We start from the raw sequence: 18239 nt of genomic DNA, 5'->3' as shown, positions 1-18239 counted from the left end.
TGGATGCCGAGAGAACACATATGTGCTCTCAGCCTGCGAAATGCAATAAAAGAAAGCCGAGAGAACACATACGTCCTCTCGGCTTTCTTGCGGTGTAATGCGCCAATAGTGAGAGTCGGAATAACCAACTCTCAGCGATTTCCAATTAGTGTCTCACCAGGAGTTTACACTCTACGAGGCTCCCTTATCCTTTCGGGAAGAACTGCGGCAAATAGTCGCGGTTTGCCTCGAGCATCTCATCAAGCAGCTTGATGGCGGTGTCGACGTTCGGTACTAGCGGGTGGTGGACCATCGCTTGCAGCGCAATGCCGCGGTCGCCGGTGACGGCAGCTTCGATTGTCAGCTGCTCATACGTTTTCACCGCGTGAATGAGCCCCTTCACGTGAGACGGTACGTTCGTAAGAGGCAGCGGTAACGGGCCGTTCTTCGTGACGACGCAGTTCACTTCGATGGATGCGTCCTTCGGCAGGAAGTCGAGCGTGCCGTTATTCGCGACGTTAAGCGTCTGAATGTCGTTCGTACCATTGTACAGTGAACGCATCAGGTTAACCGCGGCCTCTGAGTAGAATGCGCCGCCGCGCTGCTCGAGCTGCTTCGGCTTCTCGTTTAGCTCTGGATCTCTGTACAGCTGGAACAGCTCATCTTCGACGCGTTTCACGACCGCAGCGCGGTTGCCTTCTCGCGCGAAGGACTCCTGCTGCTCGGCGAGCATTTCATTCGTCATATAGAAATATTTCAAATAATAAGAAGGCAGCGCGCCGAGCGAGCGGAGGAAGGCAGCATCCCAGCCCTGCGAAGGCACATTCTTGCCGCTGAAGCCTTCCGTATTGCCAAGCAGCTCCGGCAGCTTCGACTCTCCATCAATATCAACTCGGGTTACCCAATGCAAATGGTTAAGTCCGACGAACTCCGTATAGATGCGCTCTGGAGCAACTTCATAAGCGTTCTTCAGCCACTTCTGCAATCCAATCGGCGAGTTGCACAGCCCTACGCTGCGCACGTTCGAATGCTTATGAATCGCCTCCGTCACGATACCCGCCGGATTCGTGAAGTTCAGCAGCCACGCATTCGGTGCTAGCTCCTCGATATCACGGCAAATATCGATCAGCACCGGAATCGTTCGCAGCGCCTTCATCATGCCGCCGGGACCGGTCGTCTCCTGTCCGATGACGCCGTATTTCAGCGGAATGGACTCATCCCGGCCACGTGCTTCCAGCATGCCGACGCGCATTTGCGTGCTCACGAAATCAGCGCCGCGAATCGCCAAGCGGCGGTCCGTCGTCAGATGCACCTCTATCGGAAGCCCTGAACGTTCGACCATTCTTCGCGCTAGATTGCCGACAATCTCCAACTTGTGAAGACCTGCTTCTATGTCTACTAGCCAGAGCTCACGAACAGGCAGCTCGTGATGATATTGGATAAACCCTTCAACCAGCTCCGGCGTATACGAGGAGCCTCCACCGATTACGACTACTTTCAATCCTTCTGCCACAACCGCTCACGTCCTTTTCTTAGATATGAATATGATCAAAATCGCCCAAAGCACGCATACGCTCGTACACGTCTTCGGTAATCGTCAATCCGTCTTCCTCCATTGCGGCCCACACAGCCCCGAAGACCGGGTCGACAGTTAGCGTTACGATGCGAGCCTCGGGAGCAGCCTCATGGACGATCTGCTCCAGCGTACCGCGAATCCAACCGCCGCGGTCGCCGCGTGTTACAAGACTGCCGGTAAGCACAACATCGAATTCTTCGCCGCTCATCCCAAGCCTGCGTGCTGCAGCCGCTGCGGCTTTCCCAAGCTCTTCGCCTTGACGCTGCAAAATCGCAATCGCAACTGCATCGCCCGCCGCCGCCGCCTCGAACAGCAGCTTCGCGACATCTACCGGTACGCTCTTATCATGATCGAGAAAATCGTTGTACATGTCCTCCACGCTCGAATAACCGAGACTAGACAGCAGCAGCTCCGTCAGCAGCGTTGGTTGCTCACGGCCGTCCCAAGCGCGTATGACCGAGCGGAACACCTCTACATTCAAAGCGCCGCCTCCGCCAAAATCGCCATACATATAGCTGAAGCCGCCGACCTGCAGCTGCTCGCCAGCCTTGTTTCGGCCGGCACAGTTCGTGCCAGTGCCGCATATAACCGAGATGCCATAAGCGCGATCCGTTCCGGCGCGCAGGCCAATGATTGTATCGCACGCGATCGAGAAGCGCGGGAATCCGATCGCGCTCACAATCGGGCGCAGAATGCGGAAGTCCGTCTCGCGGTCAGCGCCGGCAAGGCCGAAGTAAGCATGCGCCACATCCGCATGCTGTATGCCCGCTTGCTGCAGGGCAGCGGCAGCCGCTTCCGCCAAGTGGCGTGCCGCCTGGGCGGCATCAATCTGATGATTGCCGTTGCCGCTGGCTCCCTTGCCGAGCACATGGCCGTGCTCGTCAGTGACTAGCGCATGCGTCTTGCTCCCGCCGGCGTCAATGCCAACATAATAAGCCATCGTAAGGTCACTCCTTCTCTTTAGGTTCTAGCAACGCTTCTGCAATTGCTTTCGTAGATTGCCGTATGATGAGTTCCGGTTCGATTCGGGCGCTGGCAGCGCTATCCACTGAACCGTCAATTCGCATGAGCAGCATATCAACAGCTGCGATGGCGATAAGATCGGCAGGCTGGCGTACCGTCGTCAGAAACGGGCGCAGCCGTGAAGCGATAACCTGATCGTCGTAGCCGACAATCGCCACCTCATCTGGCACGCGAATGCCCGCCTCCAGAAACGCATTGGTCACGCCTACGGCAATCGTATCGTCCCCGGCGAACACAGCGTCAGGCAGCTGTTTCGTTTCAATCCAGCGCCGGGCAGTGCGATAGCCGAACTCCGTCTCGTAATCGCCGTTAACGATCTCGAACGGCGCAAGCCCGGCCTCATCTAGCGCCTGCAGGAAGCCGCGGCGTCGTTCCTTCGTGCTGCGGAACAGCTCGCTTCCGCTCAGATGAGCGATCGAGCGCGCTCCTAGCTGGGCGAGCAGCTGCCCGGCGATATAGCCGCCCTTTATATTGTCGATCGTCACGGAATGAACGTCATTCTCCGCATTCTGGTTATCAATAAGCACATACGGAATGTTGCGCCGCTTGAGCTCGACGATATAACGGTCTTCCTCTACAGGAGAGAGAAGAATGAGCCCGTCGACACGGTCCTCCTGAATGAGATAATGGCTCTCATCCTCCGCGAGCCGTCCTTTCGTGACAGCAACAGCAAGGAAATAACCATGCTGGGCAAGAATTTCATTCAGCTCGCTAACGATCGCATCAAAGAACGAGTCCTGCAGCGTCGTCATCACGAGGCCGATAATGCCGGTTTTGCCGCGGGCGAGGCTGCGTGCGGCCGCGCTTGGACGGTAATCAAGCTCCTTCATCGCATCAAGCACCCGCTGCCGGTTCTTCTCGCGTACCGTTCCTGCGCCGTTCAAGACACGGGAGACGGTTACGACGGAGAGACCGGATTTCTTAGCGACATCAAATATACTTACTTTCATATCGGACCAAACTCCCAAGATCAAAATTAAAGCGGTTAAACTTTAACGTTATAAACAGACTAGTGATTAACCTCATAAACCTATCACCTCGAAAGTTAAACCGCTTTAACTTTCGTGCATCTAACCATTATTGTAGATGACGGATGGCAATTTCGCAATCGCTTCTTTCGCTCTCTTTAACTTATGCTGCTGTGGAACATCACTCATTTGTGGAAGAATCGTCATATTTTGTCGAAATAAAGCTATCATCTTATAAATTCATCTTGTAAAATGTGAGAGATTGACTATAATAGTTATAAATCCGACTAAAACGATTGGATTTTGGTCGACAACTAGACTTTGGGGGAGAAACGAATGATGAGAACAACGAAAACAGTAGCGGGAGTTGGCATTGCTTTAACACTTTTGGCAGGCATTTTGAGCGGTTGCGGATCGAATGACAACAGCAGTTCCGGCGGTTCTTCCGATGACAAAACATTGATCGTCGGCACGCAGAACGACTATCCGCCATTCGCTTATGTAGACGACAAGAACGTCCTGACAGGCTATGACGTGGAAGTGCTTAAGGAGGTCGACAAGCGTCTTGACGGCTACAAATTCGATTTCGCGCCGACAACGTGGGACAGCATCTTCCTATCGCTTGAATCGAACAAAATCCAGCTGATTGCGGACGAAGTGGCGAAGAGCCCAGAGCGCGAAGAGAAGTATCTGTTCTCGGACACGTCCTATTTTGCGGCACAGACGGTTATCATCGTGAAGAAGGGCAGAACGGATATCCAATCGCTGAAGGACCTTGAAGGCAAAAATGTTGGTGCGGTTGCAGGCGATTCCTACACTGTGCTGCTTGAGGATTACAATAAGAAGAACGGCAACAAGATCAACCTCAAGTATAGCGAGAGCACAAGCCCTGCTGATATTTTGCAGGATGTGCAAACAGGCCGTATCGATGCTTATGTGAACGATCCGGTTATGACAAACGCGATTATTAAGAAGCAAAGCTTCGATCTCGATATCGTTGGCGAGCCGATCACATCCGACAACATCGGCGTCGTGTTCGCGAAGGACAAGCAAGGCGAAGAGCTGAAGGCGAAGATTGATCCGATTCTGAAAGCGATGAAGGAAGACGGTACGCTCGCGAAGCTGTCGAAACAATGGACCGAAGGCGAGTACATCCCTGAATAATAGCGAAGAAGGTATCGTACGATGGAAAAGCTGCTTGATATCGACTATTTGATCCAATCATTCCCCCATATTCTCAAATATTTGCCGGTCACCATCTGGATCTCCATTGCATCCATGGTGCTCGGCATTACAATCGGACTCGCGACTGCGCTGATCCGGCTTTATAAGGTGCCCGTTCTCGGGCCCCTTTCTGCGTTATATGTGTCTTTTGTGCGGGGCACGCCGCTGCTCGTTCAGATTTATCTCGTATTCTATGGAATTCCGAAGTTTATCTACTATTTCCAAACAGAGCACGGCTGGCTGACAGGGCTGGACGTCAACTACGTCTCGCCAGAGTTCTATGCGCTGCTGTCGTTCTCGCTCAATCTGGGCGCGTACTTGTCCGAGACGATTCGCTCGGCGATTGAGTCCGTAGATCGCGGGCAGTTCGAAGCGGCTGATGCGATTGGACTTACGCGAACGCAGACGATGCTGAAGATTATTTTGCCGCAGGCGCTCACGGTAGCGTTGCCGAACCTAGGGAATACGTTCATTAGCACAGTGAAGGATACCTCGCTCGTCTTCGTCATCGGCGTTATCGATATTATGGGTGAAGCGAAGATCATCGGAGCGCGCGGACTCGCTTACTTCGAGGTGTTCATCGCGGTATCGCTTATTTATTGGCCGGTGTGTATCATCATTGAACGCGTTCTCGCCATTGTTGAGAAACGAATCCGAAAATATGAAAGAAGTGCAATCTCATGATCCAATTGCAGCAAATTCATAAATATTACGGCTCTCAGCATGTGCTGAAGGGCATCGATCTTACGGTCGGCAAAGGTGAGGTTGTCGCGATACTCGGGCCAAGCGGCTCCGGCAAATCCACACTGCTGCGCAGCATCAACTTTCTGGAGCGCGCCACAAGCGGCACCATTACGATTAACGGTCTCACTGTGGACGCCGCATCCGCTAGCAAAACGGATGTTTTGGCGCTTCGCTTGTCTACGGGAATGGTGTTTCAGCAGTACCATCTGTTCAAGAATCTCAAGGTGCTGCAAAATGTGATGCTCGGCTTAACTAACGTCAAGAAGCTATCGCCTGCGAAGGCGAAAGAGCTCAGTAGCGCGCTGCTCGAGAAGGTTGGGCTGAAGGATCGTATGAATCACTACCCATCTCAGCTGTCAGGGGGCCAGCAGCAGCGCGTCGGCATTGCGCGGGCGCTTGCGCTCAACCCAGAGGTACTGCTGTTCGATGAGCCGACATCCTCGCTTGACCCGGAGCTTGTCGACGAAGTGCTGTCGGTTATCAAGCAAGTCGCAAGCGAAGGGAACACGATGATTGTCGTGACGCATGAGCTTGGTTTTGCCCGTGAGGTGGCAGACCGTGTTGTGTTCATGGAGGATGGCGTTATCGTTGAAGAAGGAACTGCCGAGCAGATGTTCTCGAATCCGGTGAAAGAGCGGACGAGACAGTTTCTTGGCAAAGCGCTAAGAGTGTAAAGGCGGGCAGAGAGGGGCTGGAGTTATGAGCTATGCAACCGGATTAACTGTGATTGAGCGGCTCGAGCAGCTTGCTCCGAAACATATCGCGATGCCGAATGATCGTATCGGGCTTCAACTGGGCTCTTTGAAGAAAGACATACGTAAGGTATTAGTCGCGCTGGATGTGACAGAAGAGGTGGCAGATGAAGCGATTCGCGTGGGAGCCGATCTCATCATCGCCCATCATGCCATTATATATCGGCCGCTCGAGCATTTGCAGACTGACAGCCCTGCGGGGCAGCTGTATGCGAAGCTGATTAAGCATGACATCGCGGTCTATATCGCACATACGAATTTGGATGCTGCTGAAGGAGGCGTGAATGATCTCCTCGCGGAAGCGCTGGGACTCGGTGGTTTGGATCTGCTTGCGGTCGTGCATACGGAGAAGCTGAAAAAGCTTGCCGTATTCGTGCCGCAGCCGCATCATCGGCAGGTGCTGGAAGCGATGTTTGCAGCAGGTGTCGGACGAATTGGCGATTACAGCAACTGTTCGTTCAACCTGTCGGGAGAGGCGACGTTCATGCCGTCGGACAGCGCGCAGCCGTTCATCGGCGAGGCAGGCGTGCTCGAACGGGTGGCGGAAGTGCGCATTGAGTCGGTTGTGCCCGAAAGTCTGCTGCAGCAAGCCATTCAAGCTGTCATTAAGGCGCATCCTTATGAAGAGGTCGCCTACGACATCTACCCGATTGAACATGAGGCGAAAAGATATGGTATCGGTCGAGTCGGCTCGCTTCCTGCGCAGATTCAACTGGGGGAGCTGGCGGAGCATGTGAAAAGCGCTTTTGGACTGGATGCGGTGCGCGTTGTCGGCGACTTGGGCGCGACGGTTCGCAAGGCGGCGGTGCTTGGCGGCTCGGGCGGTAAGTTTATTGGCGATGCGATAAGGGCTGGAGCCGATGTGTTGATTACCGGCGATATTGATTACCATACCGCACAGGATGCGAAAGCGGCAGGCATTGCGCTCATCGATGCGGGTCATTATATCGAGCAAATCATGAAGCAGGGCGTTGCGGCTTATTTGATCGAGGCACTTGCGGGAACAACGACAGAGATCGTCGCTTCTGAGGCATCGACAGATCCGTTCCGCTCCGTGTAGAGCGTTAGACGAAGGGAGAGATCGGGGCAGATGAATCCGATTGAAGCGATATTAGTGCAGTACCCGGTGCTCATCCTTGACGGCGCGATGGCGACCGAGCTGGAAAGCCATGGGTGCGACTTGAATGACAGTCTCTGGTCGGCGAAGGTGCTGATGGACAATCCGGAGTTGATTGGCCGGGTACATCGCGATTATTTTGCCGCTGGAGCGGATGTAGCGATAACGGCAAGCTATCAGGCGACCGTGGAGGGCTTCCGCAGCCGCGGGTTGAGTCAGACAGAAGCGGATGCGCTCATTCGGCGCTCCGTGCGAGTGGCGATTGAGGCGCGGGACGCGTACTGGTCCGAGCCGACGAATCGCGAAGGGCGGCCGAAGCCGCTTGTCGCTGCTTCGGTAGGGCCGTATGGCGCTTTCCTCGCCGACGGCTCGGAATATCGGGGCGACTATGCGCTGACGGAAGCGGAGCTCATGAACTTTCACCGGGAGCGGATGCGTACGTTAATTGAAGCTGGAGCGGAGCTGCTCGCTTGCGAGACGATTCCGTGCCTGCTGGAGGCGCAGGCCATCGTGAAGCTGCTCGAGGCGGAGTTTCCCGGCGTGTACGCATGGATCAGCTTCAGCGCCAAGGATGGGCTGCATATCAGCAGCGGCGAGAGCATTGCCTCATGCGCGCAGTGGCTGGATGCGCATGAGCAGGTCGCCGCGATCGGCGTCAACTGCACGCCGCCGCAGTATATCCGTTCGCTCGTTAGCGAGCTCGGCAAGTTTGCGGCGAAGCCGGTGCTGGTATATCCGAATTCGGGCGAAATGTATGATCCGTCCGATAAAACCTGGCATGCCAGCGGCACAATTGAGAGCTACGGCTGCAGTGCCAAAGGTTGGCATGAAGCAGGCGCTCGCCTAATTGGCGGCTGCTGCCGGACGACACCGGCGGACATCCAGTCGATTGCCGCTTGGGCGCGTGCGTAATGGAGAAGGCTGAGGCCGTTCTGCAAGTCACATCTTGTGGCTTGCAGGGCGGCTTTTTGTTGTTCGTGTGGTGTGGGGGGAGTGGAGATGATGCGAGGGCGCTGGAAATCGGCGGCTTGGCGAAGCTGAGAGAGCGGATATGTGCTCTCGGGAAGAGAAAGCGCTGGAAATCGGCGGTGCGAAGAGCTGAGAGAACACATATGTGCTCTCAGCGCAAAAAAGCGCTGATTTAGCAGCTGAGAGGACGCATACGTTCTCTCGGGAAGAGAAAGCGCTGAAAATCGGCGGTGCGAAGAGCTGAGAGAACACATATGTGCTCTCAGCGCGAAAAAGCGCTGATTTAGCAGCTGAGAGGACGCATGGGTTCTCATAGTATGAAAATCGACGGATTGAAGCTCTGAGAGTTCAAATTCAGCACTCTCAGATAGGGAAACAGCCGAAATCGGCAGCTTGGCGAAGCTGAGAGAGTGTAATACGTACTCTCAGTATGAAAATCGGCCGATTGAAGCTCTGAGAGTTCAAATTCAGCACTCTCAGTAGGGAAACAGCCGAAATCAGCAGCTTGGCGAAGCTGAGAGAGTGTAATACGTACACTCAGTATGAAAATCGGCGGATTGAAGCTCTGAGAGTTCAAATTCAGCACTCTCAGATAAGGAAACAGCCGAAATCGGCAGCTTGGCGAAGCTGAGAGAGCGTATATGTGCTCTCAGTGCGAAAAAGCGCTGATACAGCCGCCGAGAGATCATATAGGTTCTCTCGGGAAGCACAGGTGCTGGCAGTTTGAGAGAGGAAAAAGTCGCTCTCGGAAGCCTGAAAAGTGGTAACCGCATGTTGAGAGAGGAAATAGCCTCTCTCAGAGTGCAAAAGCGAACGCGGTGGCCGTTTAGCCGGCGGAGAGAGGAAAAAGCCGCTCTAGGGAGCCTGAAACGTGGTTATCGCGTGCTAAGAGAGGAAATATCCTCTTTCAGAGTGCGGCAGCGGTCGTAGGTCGGTAAGTTGGTGGAGCTCCCATGTACATGCTCCGCATTATTGCATATAATTAACCCATCATTATCCAGAAGGGGCGTGCGTGAGCAGTGAGCGTAAGCTACAAAAACTGCCAGAGCTGCGGCATGCCGATCGCGAAGGGCGATAAGAATGGGACAGAAGCAAGCGGTGCCAAGAGCCCCAAGTATTGCATCCATTGCTACGTGGACGGCCGGTTCACGATGCCTGACATGACGGCAGTGCAAATGCAGGAGTTCGTCAAGGGGAAGATGGTCAGCATGGGCTTTCCGAAGTTTCTGACAGGCTTCTTCACCCGCGGAATTCCGAAGCTGGAGCGTTGGAAGAGCAATTGATGCATACTGCGGCACAAGGAAGGGACAGGCTCGCACGGCCTGTCTCTCTTTTCGCTTGATTAGCTGTTATTTTGAACTGAATCACATGTAGTGGTATGGTGTAAATAGCATTCATAGAAGGAGCCTTAACGATTATGGCCAACGAATCGAGAAAAAACAAACAACTTGCGAATATATCGCTCGGCATCATGGCGGCTGGCTTCGCAGCGACGATTCCGTTCAAGGACGGCGCGCTCGGGCTGCTTCACGTCGGCTTCGAAGCGGGCGTCATCGGCGGCTTAGCGGACTGGTTCGCCGTAACGGCGCTGTTCCGCCACCCGCTCGGCATTCCAATCCCGCACACGGCGCTGCTGCCGCACAACCGGAAGAAGATGTCGGACGGCATCGTCCGCGTCCTGGAGGATCGGCTGCTCGCCAAAGAGAGCATGATCGAGAAGCTGAACCAGCTCGATCTCGCCGAGCAGCTGCTCCCGCCGCTGCGCCATGCGCTGCAATCGGCGGTGTACAGCGAGCGGCTGCCGCAGCTGCTCGAGAGCGCGCTGCGCAGCATCCCGGCAGACAAGGTCGTGCCGCTGCTCTCGGGCGAGATCCGCGCCGCAGCTGCTCGCATCGACCTTGAAGCGCTGCTGCGCGGCTTCCTGCACCGTGCCGCCCGGAACGGCACCGACGAGCGGCTGCTCGACCTGCTGCTCGAACGCGCCGAAGCGTGGGCTGGCACGGAGGGCATGCGCCGCGAGCTGGGCAATTCCGCCATGCAGCTAGTGAAAGGGCTGAATCTCGGCGGCCTTATGCAGTTTGCCGTCAACGCCTTTATCGGCTACCTGGATGAAGACAGGCTCGGCACGATGCTGCAGTCGTTCATCCTGAATAAGATTAACGAGCTGAAGGTGCCGGATACGCAGCGTCGTGCCACAATTATGCAGCATCTGCATAGCGGCCTCGAGATGATTATCACGCGTTTGTCCGAGACCGGTCAGCTGGATCAGCTGCGCGATGAGCTGCTGAATGCTTTTGACTTGGAAGGCGAGCTGACGCGACTGTTCGAATCGCTTCGTGAGAAAGGAATTGCGTTCGTGCACGATGAGTCGTTCGCAGAACGCGTATGGCCGCTGCTCTCGCAGCTGGCGGACCGCTTCGAAGCGAACCGCGAGCTTGTGGCAGATGCCGAGAATTGGTTGAAGGGCCAGATCGTGCAGCTAATTGAACGCAACCACACGAGAATCGGTTCTTTCGTGCAAGAGAATCTCGACCGCCTCGACAACGATCAGCTTGTTGAGTTAATTGAAGATAAAGTCGGCCAGGATTTGCAATGGATTCGCGTCAATGGCGCGGTTTGCGGTTTTCTGATCGGTCTTGCGCTGAAGTCGATTGAGCTCGTAGTAGGCGCATTTTGATCTAAAATGCTCTAGTCCTCTGTCAAATGCCAGCTAATTGCGAGAAACCGCGATATAGTGAGGTAGGCAGAGGATGCTGGAGCAGTGCTTTGTTGTAAGCGTTATATCCACCTAACTTGGCAGGAAACGAGAGTGCACCCTCTGCGGCATTCCTTTACAAAGAGAGGTTGGGAGCGTAACATGAAGCAAGCTAAATGAAACGCTGAATTTCTTGTCTTAAGAAATCGGGGGAACCACTAGTAATGGCAAGCGCACGGTGAAGCATTTTTCGCCGGTTGCAGCCATTGGGGTGAATCTTGAAGGAGTCCGGCCGCTTCGGCCTTGCAGCTCTTCAAGTAGGGCGACTCTCACGCCCGAATCCGGCAGCTAACCTCGTAAGCGTAACCGAGAGGCGACGAATTATCGTGCATATAGACACTTTTTATTATAAATTTGTGCCTAGAAGCCGCGAGAGGCGTTCCTCTTCTTTAAGAGGCAGTTCCCCCCGTACAGGCTTCTTTTTTGTGCGCATTATAGAATTTATTAGTTTCACAAGGTTTGGGAAAGTTAGTTTATAGGTGTAGGAAGGAAGGCGAAGTTTGTTATGGCTGGTTACCGCCGTAAAACCCCTGAAGAATTGCTATTATCCATCTCCAAAATCCATCGCGGACGTCTGAAAGTGTACATTGGTGCTGTTAGCGGTTCTGGCAAAACCTATCACATGCTGCGCGAGGGCCAATCGCTGAAGCAGCAGGGAATTGAGGTTGCCGTCTGTGCGGTGTCAACGATGCGCCGTCCGGAAACGGTAGAGCAGCTCGCAGATTTGGAACGGATTCCAAGCATTCACTGGTATAAAGGCGATGAAGAGAAGAAGGATCTTAATCTTGATGCGATACTGGAACGTAATCCGGAGGTGCTGCTTGTTGACGGGCTGGCGCATAAGAATCGTCCGGATGCAAAGTTTCCGACTCGTCTTGAGGATATTACTTTTCTGCTCAGCCATGGCATCAGCATCATAACGACTGTCAATGTGTACGAACTGGACGGCGTCACGGAGCTTGCTCAGAAGCTGACCGGCATTGAGGCGGAATGTACCGTCACGGCCGATGCGCTTGAGCTTGCGGACGAAGTGCGGCTCATTGACGTTTCGCCGGAGACCATATTAAACCGCCTGAGTGAAGGGCGTTTACGTAATATTAAAGACCCAGGCCTGCTGAAACGCGGCAACCTCGGCAAGCTGAGAGAGCTGTCACTGCGGTTAATGGCAGAAGGCGTTAACGAATCGCTGGAGAAATACCGCGAGGAGCAGGGCTTCATCGGTCCGTCCGGCGCAGCAGAGCGCATTCTTGTCGCCGCGCAGTATCACTGGAACGGCTCGATCTATATTCGCCGTGGACAGCAAATTGCGAAGCGGCTTGGCGGTGACTTGCAGGTCGTCGTCTTCACCGATTCGAGCCAAGAGCCTACGAAGGAACGCGATGCGTTCAAGCGCTCCATCTTGAAGCTGACAGAAAAGCTGGACGCGGGCTTCCGCGAAATATCGGTCGGCAATCGCAGGCAAGTTCCGCCTGCGCTCATTAAATATGCGATGCTCATCAACGCGACTCGCATCGTTATGGGGCATTCGAAGCAAACGAGATCGCAGGAGTTCTGGCAAGGCTCGATCGCAGGCTCCGTACTGAAACAGGTGCGCAACATTGACCTGTTCTTTATGGCGGACCGCGCTGAACACGAGGGCGAGCGCGTATTACCGGCGAAGCGTTCGGTGTCGCAGCAGGCTTCGCATTCGGAGCCTTACCGCAGACTTAGCGCGCAAGAGGTCGAGAAGAAGATCGAGCGCATTCGCCGCGGTACATTCAAGGTGTATATCGGTGCAGCGCCTGGCGCGGGCAAGTCGTATATGATGCTGCGCGAAGGCAATGATCTGTTGCGCAAAGATATTGACGTTGTCATCGGCCTCATGGAGGCACATGACCGCGCAGAGACGCTGCAGCAGGCAGGCAAGCTCGAGATCGTACCGCGCAGAGTGATTGATGCGGAGAAAGACATCACAGAGATGGATGTCGATGCCATTATTGCGCGCAATCCGGAAGTTGTGCTGATCGACGAGCTGCCGCATACGAATGCGCCTGGCAGCCGCAATGCGAAACGCTATGAAGATGTGCAGCAAATTCTCGAAGCGGGCATTTCCGTTATCGCAACGCTTAATGTGCAGCATCTCGAAAGCTTAAAGGATGCGGTGGAGCAAATTACCGGAACGAGAATCGCGGAGACGGTACCGGACAGCATCCTGCGGCTTGCCGATGAGGTCGAGCTAATCGACGTTACGCCGATTACTCTGCAGCAGCGGATGCGAGATGGCCTTATTTATAAGAAAGATGACGTGGAGCAGGCGATGACTGGCTTGTTCAAGACAGGTAATCTAATCGCATTGCGTGAGCTTGCGCTGCGTGAAATTGCTGATGACGTCGATGAGCGGCTGGAATCGTGGGAACGGGGCGGCTCGATGCGCGGACCTTGGCGTCGTCAAGAATCGATCTTTATTGCGGTGACTGTAGGCGAAACAGCAGAACGGCTGATCCGCCGCGGATTCCGGATTGCACATCGCTTGAAAGCGGCATGGCATGTCCATTACGTGCAGACGAACGGCGAGCGAGGTCCTGCAATTGATAAGCGGATCGAGGCACTGCGGGAGCTGACAGCACGACTCGGCGGTACGTTCGAGGTTGAGCAAGCGGCTTCCAAGAACGCTGTGCCTAATGCGCTGCTGGCTAAAGCGAACGAGCTGAAGAGCACCCAGATCGTTCTTGGTCAATCGCGAAGAAGCGTCTGGAGCAAGCTGACGCACCGCCCTGTTGTGGAGACGGTGCTGCGTGAAGGACGTCATATGGATGTTCTCGTCGTGGCAGATTTTAACCCGAATATCGCGCTTGGTGAAGAATAGAAATACCGAGAAGAGGAAATGATCTCACCAAGTGCGTGTAAGGATTCTGCTTGCTGCTTGGCAAAATGTGAGATTACTTCACTTGTTTAAAAAATTAAATTGAAACAGTACGTGTTTCTTGATAAAATCTTCATTAGTTTAGTAATCAGCATAGGGGGACATCTATATGAAGAAGTGGTTAGCGTCAGCAATCATTACATTAATGGCTGTAGTAATCGTAACAGGCTGCGGTGCAAAGAATAATGAAAACGCAGGCAGTGAAGCAAGCGGTAATAACAGCAGCAGCAACGCAGGCGATACTAAAACATACAAGTTTGCGACAGATGCAAGCTATGCACCGATGGAGTTTATGGACAAGGATGAGCTGAAAGGTTTCGACATCGAGTTCCTGGACGCGGTTATGAAACAAGCTGGTCTGAAGTATGAAGTTGCAAACACAGGCTGGGATGCAATGCTTGAGAGCGTTAAGCAAGGTACAGAGTACCAAGGCGGCGTATCCAGCGTATCCATTACGGACGACCGCAAACAAACGTATGACTACTCGATGCCTTACTTCGAGTCGCGCAACGTGATCATGGTTAAAGAAGGCAGCGAAATCAAGAGTGCAACGGACTTGAAGGGCAAGAAGGTTGCCGTTCAAACGGGTACGACAGCTGATATTCTCATGACGAAGATTATGGGTAACGGCAACACGGATTTGAAGAAGTTCGATAGCAACGCTGTAGCGCTGATGGAGCTTGATCAAGGCGGCGCGGACGCAGTCGTTGCGGACATTGCAATTGTTAGATACTACATTCAGACAAACACAAGCAAGAAGTATATCAGCATTGAAGACAACACGAACTTTGCTCCTGAATACTATGGTCTTCTGTTCCCGAAAGGCAGCGACCTGCCGGCGAAGGTTGATCCTGCAATCAAAGCCGTCATTGATAACGGCACCTATGCAGAGATTTATAAGAAATGGTTCGGCGAAGAGCCGAATACAGATAACCTGAAGTAATCGATTTGCGGGAGGCATGCGTAAAACGCATGCCTTTTTGGTTGACCATTCCATATTGATTGAAAGGACGGGCAGGGATGGATTTTAAGTTTGATATTATCGTGGATTATTTGCCGCTGTTTTGGAGAGGGACGTTATACACGATCCTCATTTCACTGTCAGGCGTCGTGCTAGGCTCGATCTTGGGTCTGTTCGTCGGCTTTGGCAAAATGTCGCGCCGCTGGTATCTCCGCTGGCCGATGCAGTCGTATATTAACTTCTTCCGCGGCACGCCGCTGCTTGTGCAAATCTTCATTGTGCATTTCGGTCTGATGCCTCTCCTGATCGGGAAGACGAATTCGATAGCTGCGGCGATTACCGCGCTGACCTTGAATGCGGCTGCCTATACGGCAGAGATTTACCGCGCCGGCATTCAGTCGATTGATAAGGGTCAGACCGAAGCGGCTCACTCGCTTGGGATGACGCACTTCCAAACGATGCGTTTTATCATCCTGCCGCAAGCGATTAGACGGATGATTCCGGCATTCGGCAACGAATTCATCGTGCTTGTGAAGGATTCGTCCTTGACTGCACTGATTACAGCACCTGAAATTATGTACTGGGCCGGCGTTATGAAAGGCCAATATATTCGGATCTGGGAGCCGTATTTAACGGCTGCGTTCATCTATTTCATCCTTACGTATTCCTTAAGCAAGCTGCTTAACTGGATAGAAAGGAAGGCTAGTCCCCAATGAGTTCGATTATCGAAATTAAAGACTTGTCGAAAGCGTATGGCAGCAATGTCGTATTGAAAAATATCGACGTGACTATTAACAGCCAAGAGGTTGTCGTCGTCATCGGTCCTTCCGGATCGGGTAAATCGACGTTCTTGCGCTGCATCAACTTGCTCGAAACGCCAACTGGCGGTGAGATTATTATCGAAGGCCAGTCGCTGATGGATAAGAAAACGAGTATTACGGGCGTCCGCGCTGACGTTGGCATGGTGTTCCAGCAGTTCAATTTGTTCCCTCACTTGACGGTGCTCGATAACATTACGCTAGCGCCGATTCAAATCCGCAAATTGCCGGCAGCAAAGGCGCGCGAGAAAGCATTGGAGCTGTTGAAGAAGGTCGGCTTGTCCGAAAAAGCAAGCATGTATCCGCCGTCGCTCTCCGGCGGCCAGCAGCAGCGTGTCGCGATTGCCCGCGCACTTGCGATGGAGCCGAAGATTATGTTGTTCGATGAACCGACATCGGCGCTTGACCCGGAGATGGTAGGCGAGGTGCTCGCAGTTATGAAGCAGCTGGCGAAGGAAGGCATGACGATGGTTGTCGTCACGCACGAAATGGGCTTTGCCCGCGAGGTTGGCGACCGCGTCATCTTTATGGAACAGGGCAACATCGTGGAGCAAGGACCGCCGGAGCAAATCTTCGAGCATCCGCAGCAGGAGCGCACGAAGTCGTTCTTGTCGAAGATTCTGTAAGCGTGAAACAGAGTATAACAAAGCCCCAATCCGAGAGAGGATTGGGGCTTTGCTAATTTCTGCTGCTCTAACGAACTCTGTGATCGCTATTAGGGGCGAAATGGCGAGTTTCTGAGTGCTAACGATTTCAGGTAACGTTATTTTGCTAAAACGAGCCTCTTATTTGTGCCAATATAACCCTTTTTAAGATCTAACGGTTGGTAGAGGACTTATTTGGCCCAATCGGAACAATTTGCTACTGAAATCGCTAATTAGCGTTGCTGAGAACCGTTAGAATTTGAAAAGAGCTTTGTGAGGCCAAATAGCGTGTGTGGCAACCGTTAGCGCATGCGAGCCATCTGGATTATACCCGAATGTGAACGAGCCGCTGAATGCCTTCCCTAAGCTGCGCTTCGTTGATGAAGCAGTAGCTGATACGGATGAAGTCGTGCATTTCCGCAAGAGGATCACAGATGTTGCCGGGGACAAAAGATACAGATTGCCGCATGCTCTCTGTGAGCAGCGGTTGCACGGGCAGCGACGGGGGAAGCTTGATCCACAAGTTCAGCCCGCCCGCTGGCTGAACCCATTCCCAGTCGGAAGCGGACAGCTCCTGTTCCACGACATCTCTGCGCATTTGCAGAGCGGTTCGCAGTTTGGCGATATGCTGCTGCATGCGCTCGGATTGAAAGTAATGCAGAAATATTTTCTGAGTGAGCAGCGATGTTCCGTTATCCGCTAGCGATTTGGCGATTAACAACGGCTCTATAACAGATTTGCGTCCGATGACCGCGCAAATACGCAAGCCTGGAGCGATATATTTGCTAAAGCTGCGTAAGTAGACCACCCAGCCATCCGTATCGTAAGCAAACATCGGCCGCGGAGGCGGCTCGTTAAAGTACATCTCGCAAAATGCATCGTCCTCAATAATGAGGCACCGATATTCCGCTGCCAATTCCACAAGCTTCTTCCGCTGACTCGCTGGAACGGTATAGCCGGTCGGATTATGGAAGGTAGGATTCGTATAGAAGAAGCGTGGTTTATGCCGCCTCAGCATCGTCTCCACCTGATCGAGGTCATAGCCATTCGGTCCAATATCGACGGCGAATATCCGCGCCCCTTGATTGCGGAAGATTTCCAGCGCGGCGCTGTAGGTCGGCCGTTCAACCAGAATGGGATCCATTGGCCTGATGAATACACGGGCAAGGAGATCAATGGCTTGCTGGGCTCCGGATGTGATGACGATTTCGCTTGCAGCGAGCGGGATGTTGAGCGACCTCGCCATGTAATCGCAGAGAAACTGCCGCAATTCCTCGTCCCCTGGAACAGGACCGTAGGTGTCCATCACTTTCGGATATTTATCGAACACTTGCTTCACATGCTCGGACAGGAATAAGTTCGGCAGCAAATTCGGATCAATTAACGCCTGCGAAAGCTGATAAGTAACAGGAATTTGCTGAACATGGAATAAGTCGTTTCGCAAATGAGCGTAAGCCGGGACGGGCTGGTTAGCCGGCAATTCCGGCCGTTCATGGTTGGCATCGGGCGGTAGAGCAGGAGATGCGGGAGATACCGGAGATATAGGAGATATAGGAGATACAAAGTACCCCGACTTGTCCTTCACATATACTTTCCCATTCTGCTTGAGCATCTGGTAAGCGCGAAACGCGGTTAGTCGGTGGACCTGTAGATCCAGGGCGAGTGATCGGATAGAGGGCAGTTTCTCATGCGCCTGCCATTCACCGCGCTCAATCCGGCCTATGAGATGCTCGTACACTTGCTGAAACAGTAAATGTCCATCTTTTCGCGGCGGTGTGGCTCTCTTCATCGTTCCCCCTCCTTTTTT

15 protein-coding genes and 1 riboswitch are annotated in these 18239 nt (G+C 53.5%); of the genes, 11 read left to right on the top strand and 4 right to left on the bottom strand.

Annotated features, from left to right (window positions below):
* Positions 1–184: 184 nt before the first annotated feature.
* From AC0LWF_RS17005 to AC0LWF_RS16995, 3 genes are read right to left on the bottom strand one after another with little or no spacing between them, the layout of a single operon-like run.
* On the bottom strand, positions 185–1492 hold the full coding sequence (locus tag AC0LWF_RS17005) for a 6-phospho-beta-glucosidase (RefSeq protein ID WP_474652734.1): 1308 nt from the start codon (positions 1490–1492) through the stop codon (positions 185–187).
* A 19-nt stretch (positions 1493–1511) separates the two neighbouring features.
* Positions 1512–2495, bottom strand: a complete 984-nt coding sequence (locus tag AC0LWF_RS17000; RefSeq protein WP_474652733.1) for an N-acetylglucosamine kinase — start codon at positions 2493–2495, stop codon at positions 1512–1514.
* A 7-nt stretch (positions 2496–2502) separates the two neighbouring features.
* Positions 2503–3528 carry a LacI family DNA-binding transcriptional regulator gene (locus tag AC0LWF_RS16995; RefSeq protein WP_474652732.1) on the bottom strand — a complete coding sequence of 342 codons (1026 nt, stop codon included), beginning with the start codon at positions 3526–3528 and terminating at the stop codon, positions 2503–2505.
* A gap of 354 nt (positions 3529–3882) precedes the next feature.
* Between AC0LWF_RS16995 and AC0LWF_RS16990 the strand changes: the two genes are divergently transcribed.
* The 11 genes from AC0LWF_RS16990 (at position 3883) to AC0LWF_RS16940 (ending at position 16414) form a co-directional block, all read left to right on the top strand.
* Positions 3883–4710, top strand: coding sequence for a transporter substrate-binding domain-containing protein (locus AC0LWF_RS16990; RefSeq protein WP_474652731.1), 828 nt, complete (start codon positions 3883–3885; stop codon positions 4708–4710).
* Positions 4711–4731: 21 nt separating this feature from the next.
* Positions 4732–5454 (top strand): amino acid ABC transporter permease, encoded by a 723-nt coding sequence (locus AC0LWF_RS16985; RefSeq protein ID WP_474652730.1) that lies wholly within the window; start codon positions 4732–4734, stop codon positions 5452–5454.
* A complete protein-coding gene (locus tag AC0LWF_RS16980; protein WP_474652729.1) occupies positions 5451–6188 on the top strand; it encodes an amino acid ABC transporter ATP-binding protein in 738 nt (245 codons plus the stop codon). The genes AC0LWF_RS16985 and AC0LWF_RS16980 overlap by 4 nt, the downstream gene beginning before the upstream one ends.
* Before the next feature lie 25 nt (positions 6189–6213).
* The gene (locus tag AC0LWF_RS16975) at positions 6214–7326 is read left to right on the top strand and encodes a Nif3-like dinuclear metal center hexameric protein (RefSeq protein WP_474652728.1); all 1113 of its coding nucleotides are present in this window, start codon (positions 6214–6216) and stop codon (positions 7324–7326) included.
* Positions 7327–7356: 30 nt separating this feature from the next.
* Positions 7357–8295, top strand: a complete 939-nt coding sequence (gene mmuM / locus AC0LWF_RS16970) for a homocysteine S-methyltransferase (RefSeq protein ID WP_474652727.1) — start codon at positions 7357–7359, stop codon at positions 8293–8295.
* Positions 8296–9371: 1076 nt separating this feature from the next.
* Positions 9372–9635: a zinc ribbon domain-containing protein gene (locus AC0LWF_RS16965; RefSeq protein WP_474652726.1), complete on the top strand. Its 264-nt coding sequence runs from the start codon at positions 9372–9374 to the stop codon at positions 9633–9635.
* Between the two features lie 134 nt (positions 9636–9769).
* Entirely contained in the window at positions 9770–11029 is a 1260-nt protein-coding gene (locus AC0LWF_RS16960) for a DUF445 domain-containing protein (protein ID WP_474652725.1), read from the top strand.
* Between the two features lie 190 nt (positions 11030–11219).
* Positions 11220–11425: riboswitch (cyclic di-AMP (ydaO/yuaA leader) on the top strand.
* Positions 11426–11612: 187 nt separating this feature from the next.
* A complete protein-coding gene (locus AC0LWF_RS16955) occupies positions 11613–13952 on the top strand; it encodes a histidine kinase (RefSeq protein ID WP_474652724.1) in 2340 nt (779 codons plus the stop codon).
* A 166-nt stretch (positions 13953–14118) separates the two neighbouring features.
* Positions 14119–14952, top strand: coding sequence for a basic amino acid ABC transporter substrate-binding protein (locus AC0LWF_RS16950; protein ID WP_474652723.1), 834 nt, complete (start codon positions 14119–14121; stop codon positions 14950–14952).
* Positions 14953–15029: 77 nt separating this feature from the next.
* The gene (locus tag AC0LWF_RS16945; RefSeq protein ID WP_474652722.1) at positions 15030–15686 is read left to right on the top strand and encodes an amino acid ABC transporter permease; all 657 of its coding nucleotides are present in this window, start codon (positions 15030–15032) and stop codon (positions 15684–15686) included.
* On the top strand, positions 15683–16414 hold the full coding sequence (locus tag AC0LWF_RS16940) for an amino acid ABC transporter ATP-binding protein (protein ID WP_474652721.1): 732 nt from the start codon (positions 15683–15685) through the stop codon (positions 16412–16414). The genes AC0LWF_RS16945 and AC0LWF_RS16940 overlap by 4 nt, the downstream gene beginning before the upstream one ends.
* Before the next feature lie 343 nt (positions 16415–16757).
* Here AC0LWF_RS16940 and AC0LWF_RS16935 read toward each other — a convergent pair whose 3' ends face one another.
* Positions 16758–18221, bottom strand: coding sequence for an aminotransferase-like domain-containing protein (locus AC0LWF_RS16935; RefSeq protein ID WP_474652720.1), 1464 nt, complete (start codon positions 18219–18221; stop codon positions 16758–16760).
* Positions 18222–18239 lie beyond the last annotated feature (18 nt).

The sequence above is a fragment of the Paenibacillus sp. sgz302114 genome, from assembly GCF_056120345.1.
Note: the sequence above shows the minus strand (reverse complement) of the source record. Positions and strands in the feature narration are given on the sequence as shown.